Source organism: Chitinophaga sp. Ak27 (assembly GCF_012726295.1).
Taxonomy (GTDB): domain Bacteria; phylum Bacteroidota; class Bacteroidia; order Chitinophagales; family Chitinophagaceae; genus Chitinophaga.
The window spans coordinates 255,402-272,216 of sequence record NZ_JABAOB010000001.1 but is presented as its reverse complement, the minus strand read 5'-3'; the positions used below and the strand labels follow the sequence as shown (position 1 = coordinate 272,216).

13 protein-coding genes are annotated in these 16,815 nt (G+C 46.6%); 10 read left to right on the top strand and 3 right to left on the bottom strand.

Going from position 1 to position 16,815, the window contains the following annotated elements; all coding sequences use genetic code 11:
- The first annotated feature begins 74 nt into the window (after positions 1-74).
- Positions 75-473 carry a winged helix-turn-helix transcriptional regulator gene (locus HGH90_RS01055; protein ID WP_169190170.1) on the top strand — a complete coding sequence of 133 codons (399 nt, stop codon included), beginning with the start codon at positions 75-77 and terminating at the stop codon, positions 471-473.
- Here HGH90_RS01055 and HGH90_RS01050 read toward each other — a convergent pair.
- The 3 genes from HGH90_RS01050 to HGH90_RS01040 form a co-directional block, all read right to left on the bottom strand.
- Positions 470-838, bottom strand: coding sequence for a cupin domain-containing protein (locus tag HGH90_RS01050; protein WP_169190169.1), 369 nt, complete (start codon positions 836-838; stop codon positions 470-472). The two genes, HGH90_RS01055 and HGH90_RS01050, sit on opposite strands and share 4 nt — an antisense overlap.
- A 793-nt stretch (positions 839-1,631) precedes the next feature.
- Entirely contained in the window at positions 1,632-1,802 is a 171-nt protein-coding gene (locus tag HGH90_RS01045; protein WP_248276953.1) for a winged helix-turn-helix transcriptional regulator, read from the bottom strand.
- A gap of 102 nt (positions 1,803-1,904) precedes the next feature.
- On the bottom strand, positions 1,905-2,612 hold the full coding sequence (locus tag HGH90_RS01040; protein ID WP_169190168.1) for a FadR/GntR family transcriptional regulator: 708 nt from the start codon (positions 2,610-2,612) through the stop codon (positions 1,905-1,907).
- 364 nt (positions 2,613-2,976) lie between these two features.
- On the opposite strand from HGH90_RS01040, the gene HGH90_RS01035 reads away from it, so the two are divergent.
- The 9 genes from HGH90_RS01035 (at position 2,977) to HGH90_RS00995 (ending at position 16,465) form a co-directional block, all read left to right on the top strand.
- Positions 2,977-6,279 (top strand): SusC/RagA family TonB-linked outer membrane protein, encoded by a 3,303-nt coding sequence (locus HGH90_RS01035; RefSeq protein ID WP_248276952.1) that lies wholly within the window; start codon positions 2,977-2,979, stop codon positions 6,277-6,279.
- A 22-nt stretch (positions 6,280-6,301) separates the two neighbouring features.
- Positions 6,302-7,822, top strand: a complete 1,521-nt coding sequence (gene nanU, locus HGH90_RS01030; protein WP_169190167.1) for a SusD family outer membrane lipoprotein NanU — start codon at positions 6,302-6,304, stop codon at positions 7,820-7,822.
- A 93-nt stretch (positions 7,823-7,915) separates the two neighbouring features.
- A complete protein-coding gene (locus HGH90_RS01025) occupies positions 7,916-8,836 on the top strand; it encodes a dihydrodipicolinate synthase family protein (protein WP_169190166.1) in 921 nt (306 codons plus the stop codon).
- A 48-nt stretch (positions 8,837-8,884) separates the two neighbouring features.
- Entirely contained in the window at positions 8,885-11,497 is a 2,613-nt protein-coding gene (locus HGH90_RS01020) for a sodium:solute symporter family transporter (RefSeq protein WP_211172566.1), read from the top strand.
- 8 nt (positions 11,498-11,505) lie between these two features.
- Complete coding sequence (locus tag HGH90_RS01015; protein WP_169190165.1) at positions 11,506-12,687, top strand: AGE family epimerase/isomerase; 1,182 nt, start codon at positions 11,506-11,508, stop codon at positions 12,685-12,687.
- 10 nt (positions 12,688-12,697) lie between these two features.
- Entirely contained in the window at positions 12,698-13,861 is a 1,164-nt protein-coding gene (locus tag HGH90_RS01010) for a sialidase family protein (RefSeq protein WP_169190164.1), read from the top strand.
- Positions 13,862-13,864: 3 nt separating this feature from the next.
- Positions 13,865-14,323, top strand: coding sequence for a glycoside hydrolase family 20 zincin-like fold domain-containing protein (locus HGH90_RS01005; RefSeq protein WP_169190163.1), 459 nt, complete (start codon positions 13,865-13,867; stop codon positions 14,321-14,323).
- A 122-nt stretch (positions 14,324-14,445) separates the two neighbouring features.
- Entirely contained in the window at positions 14,446-14,955 is a 510-nt protein-coding gene (locus HGH90_RS01000; RefSeq protein ID WP_169190162.1) for a hypothetical protein, read from the top strand.
- Positions 14,948-16,465, top strand: a complete 1,518-nt coding sequence (locus HGH90_RS00995) for a sialate O-acetylesterase (protein ID WP_169190161.1) — start codon at positions 14,948-14,950, stop codon at positions 16,463-16,465. The genes HGH90_RS01000 and HGH90_RS00995 overlap by 8 nt, the downstream gene beginning before the upstream one ends.
- Positions 16,466-16,815 lie beyond the last annotated feature (350 nt).

The following is a 16,815-nucleotide window of genomic DNA, read 5'->3' as shown; positions in this document are numbered from 1 at the left end:
TTTCCTAACTTTACACAAAGTCACTATCTATACTGTTTATTACTTGATTTATCAGTCTATAAACCGTCCGATAAATGGAATCACAATTATATAAAGGATGCCCGGTACAATTCACGTTGCAATTTCTTGCCGGAAAATGGCGTACTGGCATTCTCTGGAACCTGCGGGAAAAATCCATGCGATTCGGCGACCTGAAACGCACACTGCCAGGTGTTACGGATAAGGTTTTAATGAACGAATTGCAATTTCTTACCAGCAGAGGTATGATTGGGAAAGAGGAGTTTCGGGAATTTCCGCCAAGGACTGAATACAGTTTATCTCCTACAGGCAGTAGCCTTCTTCCAATTATCCGGCAAATAATCATTTGGGGATATGATCATTTACAAGATGAAAAAATAAATGAAAAGATGTTTATGACTCCCGCTGGAATTATTGAAGACGTGGCCTCTCTTGCCAATAAGCCTCAAGTTTAAGGTTGCCTGACTTGTTTATTTTCAGGGAATTTTACTCCGTACCTGGCGGCAGTAGCTACCAGGTGCGCTATATCAGGGGGCCCGGCAGGTAACGGGGCTTGTTTCATTTCCGGCGCGGGTTCGCTCATCTCAATAAAAAATTCCTCAAATCCTCCGGGCGTCAATAATATCAGCACTTCAGCTCGCGCTGTTAATACTTTAAAGGAATGTTCGATGTTACGTGGTAGAAACATCGTGTCGCCTGCAACTGCGTGATAGGTTTCATTTTTTACAGAAAACTCCATCTCGCCGTCCAGCAACAAAAATGTTTCATCTTCTCTCGTATGGATATGCGGTGGCGGTTCCAAATCTTTTATTTCGGTCATTTTTAACAGAGAGAAAAGTCCATTTGTTTCTGCTGACCTGAGCAAAACAGACAATAAATGCCCAATATACCAATAAGAATTTTTCAGAGAGGGCCTTGTTAACAATGGCTGTCCATTTGCGGCCGTCATATTAAATTCAGGAAATGGCAGCGCCGGTAGCAATAAGCTGCTAAAACTGCCTGTAAATGTTAGAAAAGACCTCCTGTTTAACATGGATACAATATTTTAAATGTTGTATACAAGTTACAGTTATACTTTTTAAGAACGCACATACTTACTTACAGGAAAGTGATGGGGAAATTAGATAAAACGTTCCTTTTTTACCATCTTTCGAAATCAGCAAGATCAGCTTCCAGGGCCCGACAGATTTAACTGCTTCCTACATAAAGTGTTATAATCCCTTTCCTGTTAGTTTTTTCAGGACGTTCATCGTCCTATATATTGTACTTTAAGCCTTGTACCGTAGCGTTTTTTTTTAAAACTGAAAGATCCGGGCCGATATTAGGAAGAAGAGAAGTCTGTCAATGTGCGACATGTTTTAAAGTCGTTATCTTCACAAACATATGCACCGTAACTACCGTGTATCTCCATTGGGCGATCGGGCGAAGTTTATACCGGTATCGCCGGCCGATTTCCGGGAGATGGCGGATACGATTTGATACTTTTAACAGCACAAAACATTGATGATTGACCTGGCAAAACATGAATGGCACAAAGGGTAGCTCAGCATTACTTTTGAGCTACCTTTTTTTATGCAGATGACCGGCAGGATAGAAGCCCTATTATTTCTAAACTACCCACCGATATCTTTTCCATAGTTTGCTCTTGCGCTTCTAAGTTCATTACTATGACGAGCAATCCAAAACCAAAGCGGAGTAACCTGAACCAATAGACCCCGACCCAAAGGCGTTAATTCATATTCTACCCTCGGCGGTACTTGAGGGTAAATACTTCTTGAAACCAATCCGTCTCGGAGCAGGTGATTAAGATGTCATCCATTCTACTGGCCTTTAAATCAGTTGAAATCCTCCTTAGACACCGAAACAACAATTTTTTCCAGCTGCGCCTAATCAAATAGTCGTGAAAAATGGTTTTCCAGGTGATTACGCATAGCATTACGTAACATTTCTGCAGACCCATTTTCAATGATTTCCACCAGACCTTTATGGGAAACGAACTTTTTTGATTTGGACTTTTTTTTCTGTAGCCCGCTACGATGGACATAGTCAAATACTGGCAGTAGCATCTGTTGAAAACGTTTCAGCAAATGATTGCCGCTAATCTCATATAGTTTACCATGGAATTTGATTTCCTGTTCTATTTGGAAAATGTGCTGATCGGCCATTTGGGGTTCATCAGCAACGATCGCTTTCAGCTCTTCGATATCTTTGGGCGTTACTCTTTCCATAATGAAATCGGCCATGCCTATCTCCAGCGCTAAGCGAAGTTCAAAGATCTCGCGCAGCGTGGTTTTGTCCATGATCTCAGGATATAAGCTTTTCTCCAGTAAGGACGTGAGGTTAGGGCTACTGAGCACGGCGCCCCTTTTCTTTTTGGTTTCTATGAGGCCAACCATTTTTAGCCGGGTAAGTGCTTCTCTCACAACGGTACGACTCACCCCCAGTGCGTCTGACAGTTCCATTTCTTTGGGGATCGAATCACCAGCCTTAAAGTCTTTGCTAATCAGCAGCTCTATCAGTTTCTGCTCAACTTTGTCCACCAACGAGCTGGTATCTATCGTCTGCAGGTTTTGTTTTATTTCCAGGGTGCTCATATTGTTATTATGTCGTACTTAATTTGTGGGTAATGACACAATGATGACATTGTCGGCGGCATTATCAGTTTATCCACAAGGATTATCTGGTTGCAATGGTGCTTTGTCAGTGATTTTCTTCATTGACGGCCGATAAACTTAAACCGATTCCTTTCTTTGACAAGCCCGCCTCCTTTTTTCTATAATAATCTTTTTCTCGCTTGCCGGGGGCGGTGAACAGCATTGTACTAACCTTATATGCCAAATGTAAAAGGTTTTTACAAAAAGAAAAAGAATAAAAATTCTTGCGGTTTTAATTTTCTTGCTTACATTTATATTGTATTATGTATGACATAATACAGGTTATCAAATATAAATGTCCGTTATGAAGCGATTATTTATCAACCACAAATTCGGGCTGCTGCTCGTTATAGGCCTATGCCACGCGGCCAGCATAATGGCCCAGACAAAAAAAATGACCGGACGCGTCATTTCTAGGGAGGATCAATCTCCAATGATCGGTGCCAGTATTAGCATTAAAGGTACCAGTAGAGGTACCCAGGTAAAACCGGACGGAACATGGTCTCTGGATGTTAATCTTGGCGAAATACTAATTATCCGCTATACGGGGTACCTGCCACAGGAGATACGGGTAACGGACAAAACTGACCTGACAATCAAGCTGGAAACAGATGTACAGAAAATGAATGAAGTTGTGGTGGTCGGGTATGGTACACAGTCGCGCGGTAACGTTACTAACGCCATTGCCAAGCTGGATAACACAGTATTGGCCAACGCTCCCCGAGCTAACATTGGCAGCGCTTTGCAAGGTTCTGTGTCTGGCCTGCAGGTGGTCAATTCTACCGGGCAGCCTGGCGCTACCCCGGTGATCATTCTGCGTGGCGGTGCTTCGATCAATAACCCGGGCGCTCCACTGGTGCTCGTAGATGGCGCAATAAGGCCATATAATGATGTGCCTTCAGAAGATATTGCGTCCGTTGAAGTGCTCAAAGATGCATCTGCAACCGCTATATATGGTGCCCGGGCCAATAACGGCGTGATCCTCATAACTACTAAACAAGGAAAGGCTGGCATAGCGCAAGTTAGCTATAAGTTCACAGGAGGCTACAACCAGCGCAGAGATGGTTATCACTACCTCGGAGCCAAAGACTACATCTATTATACGCGCCTGGGTTACTTCAATGCCGGCAGAACACTATCACAAGTGAACAGTTCCCGAGGCCTGGGGCTGTCCACCAATCCGGCAGACTTGGCATCCTTTGATATCCGACCATTCAACAACACAACAGCTACATTACTCGCCAATGGCTGGGATACGGTAGGAGATCCTTATGGGGGAACTATCATCTTCAAAGATCATGGCGGTGAAATTGAAAATATCCTGTTCCGTAATACTTACACGCAGGACCATTACGTGAACGTTACCGGTGGTCACGACAAAGGAAAGTATTTTGCTAGTTTCGATTATTACAAGGAAGATGGCGTGATCGTAGGTTCTGGCTATAAACGTTTCTCTGGTGATGTGAATGGTTCCTATAAAATAAAACCCAATCTGGAAGTAGGTACTGGCGTTACCATGTCAACTTCCTCTCAAATAGGCGCTATTGGCGGCGAAGTCAATTCACTCTATCGCAGTCTGGCTATATGGCCTACCTTCAACCCCTGGCTGGATTCAGCGAAAACACAGCCTAATCCCGGTAATGGTGCGTCGGATGGCAATCCACTGTATTGGCTCAATAAACTTCAACGTAATAATGAAGAAAATCGTGTCTCTGCCAATGCTTGGCTTAAATGGGACATATTACCCGGCTTATATTTCAGGGGAACCGCCAACGGCTACTACTATGAAAATATTAAGCAATCATTCCAGCAGGCTACACAAACCTATGCCAACATCTTTGCCAATCCACCTTCCTATAGCAGTACATCAAGGGATGCTATCGCATATTATGCCCGTGACTTCCAGCAGCAGTATAATGGTATCCTCAATTATACCAAAACAATCGGGGCTAAACATCATATCAATCTTATGGCTGGCGCGGAGTACTTCGGCGTGAAATCCCTGGCTATGCAGGTATATGGAAAAAATGCGCCCACCGATGGTATTCCTACTGCTAACGCCTCTACGGTATTTAATCCTGGTGATAACTACAGCACACGTACAGAATATCGGATTCTCTCTACCTTTAGCAGGCTTAACTATGACTATGACCAGCGTTACCTTCTGAGCATGACGTTCCGCCAAGATGCCGTGTCCAGTTTGTCCAGGGATCACCGTTCGGGACTTTTTCCCGGTGTATCGCTTGGCTGGAATATGCATCGTGAAGCATTCTATCATAAGCTGGGCATAGACGGTTGGGTTTCCACGTTAAAACCTCGCGTTAGCTATGGGGTAAATGGTAACGTAGCAGGATTAAGTCGGTATGAAGTGCAGGGGGTGTATGGTTTGCAGACAAACTATAACGGCAATGCTGGTTTCCTCAATACTGCTGTTACTAATCCTGAACTGCGCTGGGAGAAAAGTAAAACCACCGATATTGGCCTGGATCTGGGTTTCCTGGACAATCGTGTAACCGTACTGTTTGATTATTACAACCGTAAAACCAGCGACCTGATCACTAATCTTCAACTGCCAAGCTACATCGGTTTTGATCAGCTGAAAACCAACCTGGGTACCTACCAGAATAAAGGATATGAAATAGAAGTCAATGCCAATGTGCTGAGAAGATCCAATGGGGTGAACCTTACTCTTGGAGCTAATGCTTCTTTTGTAAAAAACAAAATCCTTCAACTGCCTTACAATGGCAACGAACATAATCGTCAGGGTGGTTTGCAGATCTATGACCCTGCCAGCGGAAAAGTGATATGGGTGGGTGGTTTACAGGAGGGGCAAGCCCTTGGAGATGTCTATGGCTACCAACAGGTATCCGTTTTTAAGGATGATAAAGAAGTGAACAACATTGCGGGCAACCGCTATGATGCAATAGCCAAAACATCCGGACCAAATCTCGCTGCTGGCGCCAACGGCAGTATCACGCCAGGGGATGTGAATTGGCTTGACAAAGACCGCAACGATACCATCGACTCCCGCGACCAGGTATACCTGGGTAATATTTTCCCGAAATGGACCGGCGGATTCTCTGCTAATCTGTCTTGGAAAGGTATCTCCCTATATTCTCGTTTTGACTTTGCTATTGGCCATACTATCTATAATGATCTACTGGCCAGAACCTTGGGCAACTACCAGGGTACCTTTAACTATACCGAACTGCAAAAACAAGCCTGGTCGCCTGCTAATATGGTCACGGATATACCAAAAGTATATTTCGCGGACCAGGTGGCCGGTTCCAAACAGAATTATACCCGCGCGAATAACGGTAATCCCGTATTAAATGGCAACAACTCCCGCTTTTATGAAAAGGGAAACTATCTTGCCTGCCGGGAAATTACATTGTCTTACGAGTTGCCAAAGAACTGGCTCAAAAGCAGCCGTGTATTGTCACAGGCACGGATATACGGCAGCGCCAACAACCTATTTTATATCACCCGCTTCAGCGGACCTACGCCGGAGCCACCGGTAGATGCAAATGGTCGCATCACAGGTATATATCAGGGTACTTATCCCACACCTAAAACATTTGTATTGGGTGCACAGGTTTCTTTCTAATTATATTTTAACAACGATCATCATGAATAAGAATATATGCAGGATACTGGGAGCAGTACTACTACTGAGTGCCTGTTCCAAAAAACTGGATCTTACACCGGTAAGTAATCTCAGTAATGACAGCTATTGGAAAACACCGGACCAGTTCGATGCGTTTGTCAGTGGCGTACATACAGCCTTCCGTAATGATGCTGGTAATTTACAAGCGCTCGGTGAGATGCGCTCAGATATCTTTGGTACCGAGACTGCGTTGGGACCTTCTTTTACGGGGGAGGCTTCACAGGGCACAGAGCGTATGTGGTTGCAAACACTAGATCAGGATGCGCCGGGCGTAGGCAATTTTGGAGGCTTTTATTTTAATATCAATCAACTGAATCTCCTAATCACTAATCTAAATAAAACCGGTCTGCTTTCCATCACTAACAGGAACTATTACCTTGGCGTAGCTTATGGCATGCGTGCTTTCTACTATTTCCAGCTGCTGCGTAGCTGGGGCGGCGTGATCATACAAACGGAACCGGCACTGAGCATTAACCCAACCGACCTGTCAAAATCCGCCACCAATACTAATGAGGTGATGAAGCTGATCAAATCGGATATTGATAACTCGGTCAACAGCTTTGGTACCGATTATTCTTTCCGCAACAGCAAAGGATTTTGGTCTAAAGCCGCTACGTTGATGCTGAAAGCGGAAGTTTACCTCTGGACGAGCTACCGCGGTGGCGGAACCGCTGACGCTACTATTGCTAAAGCCGCGCTGACAGATATTCAGACGAATGTTCCGGCGCTTGGGCTACTGCCCAATTTTGCGGACGTATTTGCCACCACGAACAAGGGCAACAAAGAAATCATTTTTGCTGTTCGGTATAAACTCAATGAAGCCAATATGGATTTTGTGAGACAGTTCATACCACAAAGCGGCCTGATCTCCAACTTCTACGATTCTGTTGGCAACCGGCAATTTGATGTTAACACCGACAACTGGGGGGGATTGTTGCGTGTACCGGTAAAGGTGGCCACCTTCCGCCAATTTACAGATACAGATACTCGAAAATGGGCAACTATACAACCAGCGTACACGAAGAATGGTAATGCCTATACCATTGCCGGCGCCTTTGTGAAAAAATACCAGGGAGAGCAAAATGCCGGCGCCAGGGCCATCACTAATGATTTTCCGGTATATCGTTTTGCCGATTTGCTATTACTGCTGGCAGAAGCAAAAGTAGCATTAGGAGAAGATCCTGCCACGGAAATCAATTTGGTTCGCGCGAGGGCTTATGGGCCGGCTTATATGAATGCATTGGCCTACCCTAATCAGACGATAGATACCGACCCGAAAGAAGCCTTGCTGAAAGAGCGCCTGCTCGAATTTGTATTTGAAGGCAAACGTTGGTACGATCTGCGCAGGATGGGAGATAATTACGTATACGAATATACGCTGGTAAAATCCAGTGAGGCATATAAGCTGTTATGGCCTATTGATCGTAATACCCTGACCAATAATCGGGCTTTAATACAGAACCCGGGTTATCCCCAGTTCTGACAGATTTGAGGAACAAGTACAGGCGCCCGATAGGCCTGTTCTTCTACAGTTATCGTGAATGGAGAATATCTTTTTGTTTTTTAAATCATATATATGACGATTCAGCATTTGAGCAAATTGATTGCTGCACCTTTTACACCCATGCATGAAGATGGAAGGTTGCACATGGAATTGATACCGGAATACTACCAGTTACTTAAGAAGAATGGTGTTGTGGGAGCATTTATCAATGGTTCTACCGGCGAGGGTGTTTCTCTGACAGCCAAGGAAAAAATGGTCGTTGTTAGTGCCTGGGCTGATGCCACGCGTGATGATCCGGATTTTAAAGTGATGACCCTATTGGGCGGTACCTCCCTGGAAGATTGTAAAGCGCAGGCGCGCCACGCCCGGGAAGAAGGATTGTTCGCGGTATCCCTCACGGCGCCATCTTATTTTAAACCTGTAACAGTTAATGCATTGGCAGAGTGCTGTATGGAGGTGGCGGCTGTAGTACCGGATATGCCATTTTATTATTATCATATTCCTGTGCTAACCGGAGTTGGCTTTGCTATGCTGGACCTGCTGAAAGCGCTTCACGGCAAAATGCCTAACCTGGCCGGTATCAAGTATACCCATGAGGATTTTATGGATTATCAGTCTTGCCTTAACTTTCAAAACGGCCGCTATGATATGCTATGGGGCAGGGATGAGAACCTGCTGGCAGCGCTGATGCTGGGCGCGAAGGGGACAGTTGGTAGTACCTACAACTATGCAGCTCCTTTGTACTATGGAATGATGGACGCTACTAATACTGGTGACCTGGAACAGGCACGCCGCCTGCAGCAGCAATCAATAGACATGATCCGGTTGTTAGGCAAATACGGCGGAATAGCAACGGGCAAAGCCTATATGAAAATGATCGGACTGGATTGTGGCGGTTTCCGTCTGCCGGTGAAAAATATGGATGCTGCACAGTTTGAGGCTTTTAGGAAGGAAGTCTTAGAAATGGGATTCCGGCAATTCTGCAACAAATAAAATACAGAAGTGAAAAAATTGATTGCTCCGGTTTTATTATTGCTTGTTATGTTTTCGATGCAATCGTCATGGGCGCAGCAACCGCGCGTTAATGATATTACCTGGTCCGTCGCAGCCGAGTTGCCCGCGGGTAAGACGCAAGCAGTGCAACCCGGTCTGGCCGGTGTGTTTGCCGGTACTCACCAGAATGTGCTGTTAATTGCAGGTGGGGCCAATTTTCCTGAGGGCATGCCCTGGCAGGGAGGAAACAAGAAATACCACACCGATGTTTTTGTGCTGTACCCGGCAGCTGATGGACGTTATGCATGGGGAGGCAACACGTTCTCACTTCCTTTGGCAGTGGCCTATGGAGCTAGTGTCAGTACCCCTGGTGGCGTGTTTTGCGCCGGTGGTGAAACAAAGAACGGATATACAGATAAGGTTTTCTTGATGAAGTGGAATCCTGTCAGTAAAGCTGCGGAAACATTTTCGCTGCCGTCTCTGCCGATCGCTACAGCTAATGCTGGCGCAAGCCTGATCAATACAACCGTATATGTTGCCGGCGGCGAAACCGTGCAGGGCGTCACCAGCTCTGTCTGGGCGCTAAACCTGGCTGCTGCAAGCCCGGTTTGGGAGGCAATGCCTCCCTTGCCAGCGCCTCGTTCACATGTACAGATGGTGGCACAATCCAATGGAGAGGAGTCCTGTTTGTATGTGATCGGCGGCAGGCGGGCAACAACTTCCGGTATTAGTGAAAGAAGCAGTGGTACCTGGTGCTTTATTCCCGGGCAAGGAAAATGGACGACTGGTAGCCCAATCAGTGATGGGCATCAGCAACTTTACTGGTCTGCAGGAACAGCCATTGCCTGCGGCGCAACCTATATCATCCTCGCTGGCGGAGATGATGGAAGGCTGTTTCGTAACATCGAAGCTTATAATGTCCGTCTGAAAGCAGCGGTTGGAGAATCTGAACGGCTGGCTATCCAACAGGAGAAACTCCAACTGCTGAACAACCATCCCGGCTTTAATAGAAGCGTACTACTGTATAATACTGCCACTGACACCTGGACAAAGCTCGGCGAAATGCCTTTCCCTGCCCAAGTGACCACGGTGGCAGTAAAATGGAACGGGGATATTTTTATCCCAAGCGGAGAAGTGAGACCAGGCGTACGCATCACACAGGTGATCAAAGGAGTTATTGACAAACCGGCTTTCTTTTCTAAATGGGATTATGCGCTGTTGATCGCCTATTTCCTGCTGATGTTGGGCATTGGAATCTGGACATCGATGAAACAGCACTCTACACTGGACTACTTCAAAGGTGGGCAGAAAATTCCGGGATGGGCCACGGGATTAAGCATCTTCGGTGCCAAACTCAGCGCCATCACTTTTATCGGTATCCCAGCCAAAACCTACGCTACTGACTGGACTTATTTCTTCCTGTTGATGACGATCATCATGGCGATGCCTTTTGTGATAAGGTACTTTATTCCGTTTTACCGCAAATTGTCAGTCACTTCTTCTTATGAATATCTGGAGAAACGCTTCAATTACGTTGTTCGTGGTATCTCCGGGTTCATGTACATCCTGCTGCAGTTGGGACGTATGGGGATTGTCATCCTGTTGCCCAGTATAGCCCTTTCCGTGGTAACGGGTATAGAAGTACGTACCAGTATTATTGTGATGGGGCTGGTCAGCTTGTTCTATACGGTACTGGGGGGGATTGAAGCTGTGATCTGGACGGAGGTGGTACAGGTGATCATCTTGCTTACAGGAGCGATACTGGCATTAATCCTGATACCTATGCATCTGATATCAGGACCAGTGGGGATGTCCCAGACACTGCAGCATTATAATAAGCTCAAATTATTTGATCTGCGTTTTGACTTTACTTCTTCCTCTTTCTGGGTGGTGCTAATTGGGGGCTTTTCGCTAAACCTCATACAATACGGGTGCGATCAGACGGTGGTGCAGCGTTATCTGACCACTACTGATGAGAAGACAGCGGTAAAAAGTCTGCGGCTGGGAGCATGGCTGACATTGCCTTCCACCATTATATTCTTTGCTATCGGAACACTGTTGTTTTTGTTTTACAGAGATCATCCTGCGGAGGTCAATATCGCTTTAAACAATCAGGATACAATTTTCCCATGGTACATTGTGACGCAGTTGCCCAAAGGGATTGCGGGACTGGTGATTACGGCCATCTTTGCAGCCGCCATGGGCAGTTTGAATGGCAGTGTCAACGGAGTAGCCACCGTCGTAGTGAATGATTTTTTTCGCCGGTTTATGCCACTTCGGCCAGATAAGTTTTATCTGCGTGCAGCCAGGGCAGTCACCCTGGCAGTAGGATTGTTTGGAACGCTGATAGCTTGGCTGATGGCATCTTGGGGGGCTACTTCTCTATGGGATGAGTTTAACCTGATATTAGGCCTGTTTACAGGTAGTGTAGGCGGGTTGTTTATCCTGGGCATCTTCACCCGCCGGGCTAACGGGCCAGGTGCGGTGATCGGGTTTGTTTGCAGTGCCCTGGTACAGTTTATTCTGATGCAATATACACATATGTATTTACTAATGTATGCTTTCACCGGGCTGGTGGCCTGTTTCGTTACGGGATACCTGGCCAGCCTCTTTTTTAGCCGCCCGTCATCACTGGAAGGGCTTACCATTTACAAAAAATGAATGAGAATATGACAACATATACCAAGGAGAAGAAAGCACAGCTGGCGGCATTTTATCAGTGCCAGCTGCTGCAGGATACAGTGCCATTTTGGTTTCCGAAGTCCATCGACAAGGAGTTTGGTGGCTACCTGTTAATGCGGGACCATGACGGGACTTTACTGGATGATGATAAGGCAGTATGGATTCAGGGAAGGGCCGCTTGGTTGTTGGCTACGCTGTACAATACAGTTGAGCCTCGGCAGGAGTGGCTCGAGGGTGCGAAGTCGGGCATCGATTTTCTATTACATCATTGTTTTGATACAGACGGCCGTATGTTTTTTCACGTACAGCGCGATGGAGCACCCATTCGCAAAAGAAGGTATTTTTTTTCGGAAACCTTTGCGGTTATAGCGCTTGCGGCTTATGCCAAAGCAAGTGGCAGCGAGGAGATGGCGACGAAAGCCAGGGAGCTGTTTGGCAAGTGCATTGAATATGCTACCATGCCCGGTATGCTCACGCCCAAATTTACAGAGGTGCGTCCTTCCAAAGGAATTGGTGTGCCGATGATTATGATCAATACAGCGCAACAGCTCCGTGAAACGATCGGCGACCCACGTTGCCATGAATGGATCAGCCATTGGATCAAAGAAATAGAAACTCATTTTGTGAAAGATGATATACGCTGCGTGATGGAACAGGTAGCGCCCGACGGTAGCATCCTGGATCACTTCGACGGTCGTACCCTGAATCCAGGTCATGCTATTGAAGGGGCCTGGTTTATCCTGCATGAGGCCAAACATCGAGGTAATGATCCTGCGTTGATCAACCTGGGGTGCCGCATGCTTGATTACATGTGGGAACGCGGATGGGACAAGGATTTTGGTGGTATTCTGTATTTTCGCGATGTATATGATAAGCCGGTGCAAGAATACTGGCAAGACATGAAGTTCTGGTGGCCGCATAATGAAACGATCATAGCTACGCTACTGGCATACCTGATGACCGGCGATGAAAAATATGCCAGATGGCATCAGCAGGTGCACGATTACGCCTATACACATTTTCATGATAAGAAGAAAGGAGAGTGGTTCGGTTATCTGCATCGTGATGGCCGCCGATCTGTATCACTCAAAGGAAATTTATATAAGGGGCCTTTCCATTTGCCAAGACAGGAGTGGTATTGTTGGCAACTATTACAAACATCCATGTAAAAAATGAACGATGAATAAAACAGTAAAACTAACTGCTGCATTGTTGCTCTGGGTAATCGCCCTGATGGCTCAGGTAAAGACAGTGTCCGTATTTACCAGCGATACAGAGGGATATAAAAATTTTCGTATACCCGCTATTATCCGGTTGCCAGATGGCCAGTTGCTCGCTTTCGCAGAAGGTCGCGTAAATAATAGTGGTGATTTCGGAGATATTAAGATTGTGATGAAACGTAGCCGTGATAACGGTACAAGCTGGTCTGCCCTGCAGGAAGTGGCGAACAACGATTCCCTGCAGGCAGGAAACCCCGCACCGGTAATTGATCTGACAGATCCTGCACATCCCAAAGGCAGGATATTCCTGTTTTACAATACTGGCAATAATCACGAAGGCGAAATCCGAAGGGGTAAAGGCCTTCGTGAGGTGTGGTACAAAACCTCTATTGACGGTGGCCTCACCTGGTCAGTTCCCGTGAACATTACCACGCAGGTACATCGCCCACAGCAGCCGCAAATGAATGCGGCTTATAACTTTCAGGAAGACTGGCGTAGTTACGCTAATACGCCTGGCCATGCTACGCAGTTCCGCGAAGGAAAATACCGTGGACGGATATACGTAGCTGCTAATCACTCTGAAGGTGCTCCTCGGCCTCATTTCAAAGACTATTTCGTTCATGGTTATTATACCGATGATCATGGTAAAACATTCCACTTATCGGCTACGTTGCCGGCGCCAGGAGGAAATGAGGCTACTGCCGCGGCGTTGTCCGGTGGGCGATTAATGATTAACGCCCGTAACCAGCAAGGGAATGAAAAGGCACGCATTGTGGCTACGAGTGCCAACGGTGGCGCTACCTGGCAACCATATTACTATGATCATCAGCTACCGGACCCGGTTTGCGAAGGTAGCCTGCTGGAGATAGGTCGCAGGAAAGGCAAGACCGTTCTGGTATTCTGTAATGCAGCGGACACAGTGCAACGTAATAACCTAACGCTCCGGGTGAGTGAAGATGAAGGTCATACCTGGCCCGGATCCTATGTGGTGGCCAGATCAGATAGTAATGAAAGGGACTATGCCGCATATTCCGACCTAGTGCAGGTTGATGCCCGGCATATTGGCGTGCTGTTTGAACGCAATGCCTACCATGAAATTGTATTTGCCATCATTAAATTATAAAACATGCGCTATTGGATGATAGCCCTGGTTGGATGCCTGTTTCAGCATCTTCAGGCACAGCAGCCAGCATTGATTCCTCAGCCGCTGCAATTACATTGGACCTCCAATAAACTGCCGTTATATAAGATAAAATATATATATCTAACCGATAGCAGCCTATTACCGATAGCCCGGATATTGCAACAGCAGTTATCCGAAAGGGAGGTATCTGTTGATATCTGTTGGAACAGACCTGCTGCTATTGAGCTGGAATTATCGCCGGTTAAAGTGCCGGAAAAGGAGGAAGGATACCGGCTTGCCGTAAATGCAGAACGCTGTACTGTTTCGGCAGGTACGGCACATGTTGCATATGAACCCCGTTTACCCAGCCATGGTTACCTTTGCGGAACGCATTTGGTGTGGTGGCAGCCAGACGGGTTGGACTGCTTCGCTGGTGCCTGGCATGACGGCGGATTTCGGTGAGTTCGAAAAGAGGCTGCTGCAACATCAACAACTATATTTTTCCAGGTTGCCATTTACTTACGTATGCCCGCCAACGTAATCTACACTGGCAACTTTATGGCCCTTTTCCTAATAAAGGAAATTTGCAAATAAACTTCTGGTTGCCGCAAAAGCCTGCACTAAGCGCGGTTGGTGGTACGCTGATTTTGCGGCATTTCTGGTATCCGCTAGTGAAAGGTATCCTGTCTTCGCCACAGGACAGCAGCACTTGGTACGCGGTGGTACAAATCCGTTCTGACCGGGATACGGTACTACCAGTATGGATAAACGGAGCTGACCTGTCACGTTCTTATGCATCGGGTACACCTCCTGTGGGCGCATGGGATGAAAGACACAGCGAAGTCCGGGTAAACGGCCAACTGATTGCCCCGCTTGTTTGGGTGCATGCTGGCGCCAAAGGTGATCTGGAAACGCCGCTGGCTGACGAAGGGTATGCCTATCGCCGACCAGTTCCCGTTGTTTTTCGCAAGGGCGTGAACCAGGTCATCATCCAGTTGCCGGTTGGTAGCTTCAAAGTGCGCGACGGGCAAAACCCGGTCAAGTGGATGTTTACTTTTATTCCTTTAACTATACAGGTTCTAACGTATGAATAAGTTTTTTATAACGATCGGTTTGCTGGCAGTATCATTGGGAGCCAGCGCCCAGTTACAGCTGGATAGATTTTTTGGTTCCGGCATGGTCTTACAGCGGGAGATGCCTATTCGTTTTTCCGGGACCGGCACGCCGGGGAGAGCAATCGTCTTGTATTTCGGCAGTAAGGAAGTCAGCACACAAGTGGATGCCAGAGGAAGATGGCAGGCATATTTGCCCCCGGCACCAGCAAATGCCGCCGGCCAACAATTGATTGTGAGAATGGATACCTGCCGGTTGGTGTTACATGACATACTAATAGGAGATATCTGGGTTTGCGCCGGACAGTCTAACATGGAATTTATGTTGAAGAGCGATCAAAATGCCGCGGAGGCCTTGCAACAAGCTGGTATACCTATGTTGCGGTTGCTCAATGAAGTGAAACAAACCTCGACCTATAATAGCTCCTATCAACTGAAGGATATAGCCGCATTGTATCCGGAGAATTATTACAATGGACAATGGAAGGTCAGTGACAAGGATGCTGCAATGGGTTTTTCCGCCGTGGCCTTTTATTTTGGGAAAGCCCTGGTGCAGCAACTGAAAGTGCCGGTCGGGTTGATACATGTAGCCGTCGGCGGTTCTCCCACTGAAGCCTGGGTGAGACCAGCATCCGTACAAGGCGATACGGCGTTGCAAAAAATATTTGACAGCGATTGGTGGAATAATCTTGTTTTAGAGCCCTGGTGTATTCAGCGTGGGCATGAAAACCTGGACAGCCTGTTAAAACAAGGAGTCGTATTGCCCAAAGACAGTTTGGGATATCAACATCCTTTTAAGCCGGGCTTTTTGTATCAGGCTGCGATAGCGCCACTAACTGATTTCGCGATAAAGGGCGTGATCTGGTATCAGGGGGAAAGTAATGCGCTTAGTGCTGACCGTGTGACTCAGCACGAGGCGCTATTCAAAGTGCTGGTGACTGATTGGCGGCGGCAATGGCATCAGCCAGCATTACCATTTTACTATTGCCAACTATCTTCCATCAGCACAGAGAGCGGATATCATTCAGAATACTGGCCTGTCTTCCGCGATAGCCAACGCCGTTTGACGGATAGTCTCCCGCATACAGGAATGGCCGTAACCAGCGATGTGGGAGACCGTACCAACGTGCATCCCCGGGATAAAAGAACGGTTGGGGAGCGGTTGGCATTGGTGGCGCTGAAAGATACCTATCATCAGCAGGTAGCGTCAACCGGTCCAAAACCGGTAAAAGCCGTGTTGCGGCGACAAAAGGTTGTGGTAACCTTCAGTGATGTGGAAGGAAAGCTCAAGACGGCAGACGGGAAGCCTTTGCGCGGTTTCTCGTTGGATAATGGCGGCCCTGTGCCGGCGATCATACGGGGGAACACCGTTGTGATAGGAGTTAATGGTAAGGTACAGATACTGCAATATGGCTGGTCGCCTTACACAGATGCTAACTTATGCAATGGCGTGGGGTTGCCGGCGTCTACGTTTGCCTTGCCAGTTCAGTAAGGCAAGTATTCATATACTCCTTGTTTGCTATACACCCAAAAACATTAAACCACTGGAATGCTTAATCCCTTTGGAGTTATTTTTGCTCTTTTAATTAACTATTATTTCTTCAATAAACGTATGGAGATATACCGGTATACAAATTCAGAAAAATTGTACACCTTCTGCTTGCCGTTTCTTCATTGCAAACGACTGCACTGCAAAGATTTGGTAAATCAGCTTTTTTATTTTACGTTTGGTTAACAGATAGAAATTGTCTCTGATCTATTGTTATTATATTACACTCAATCATTAATATTAGCGGTGAATATCAACCAATAATGTACATAATTAGCATTTTTATTACGTAA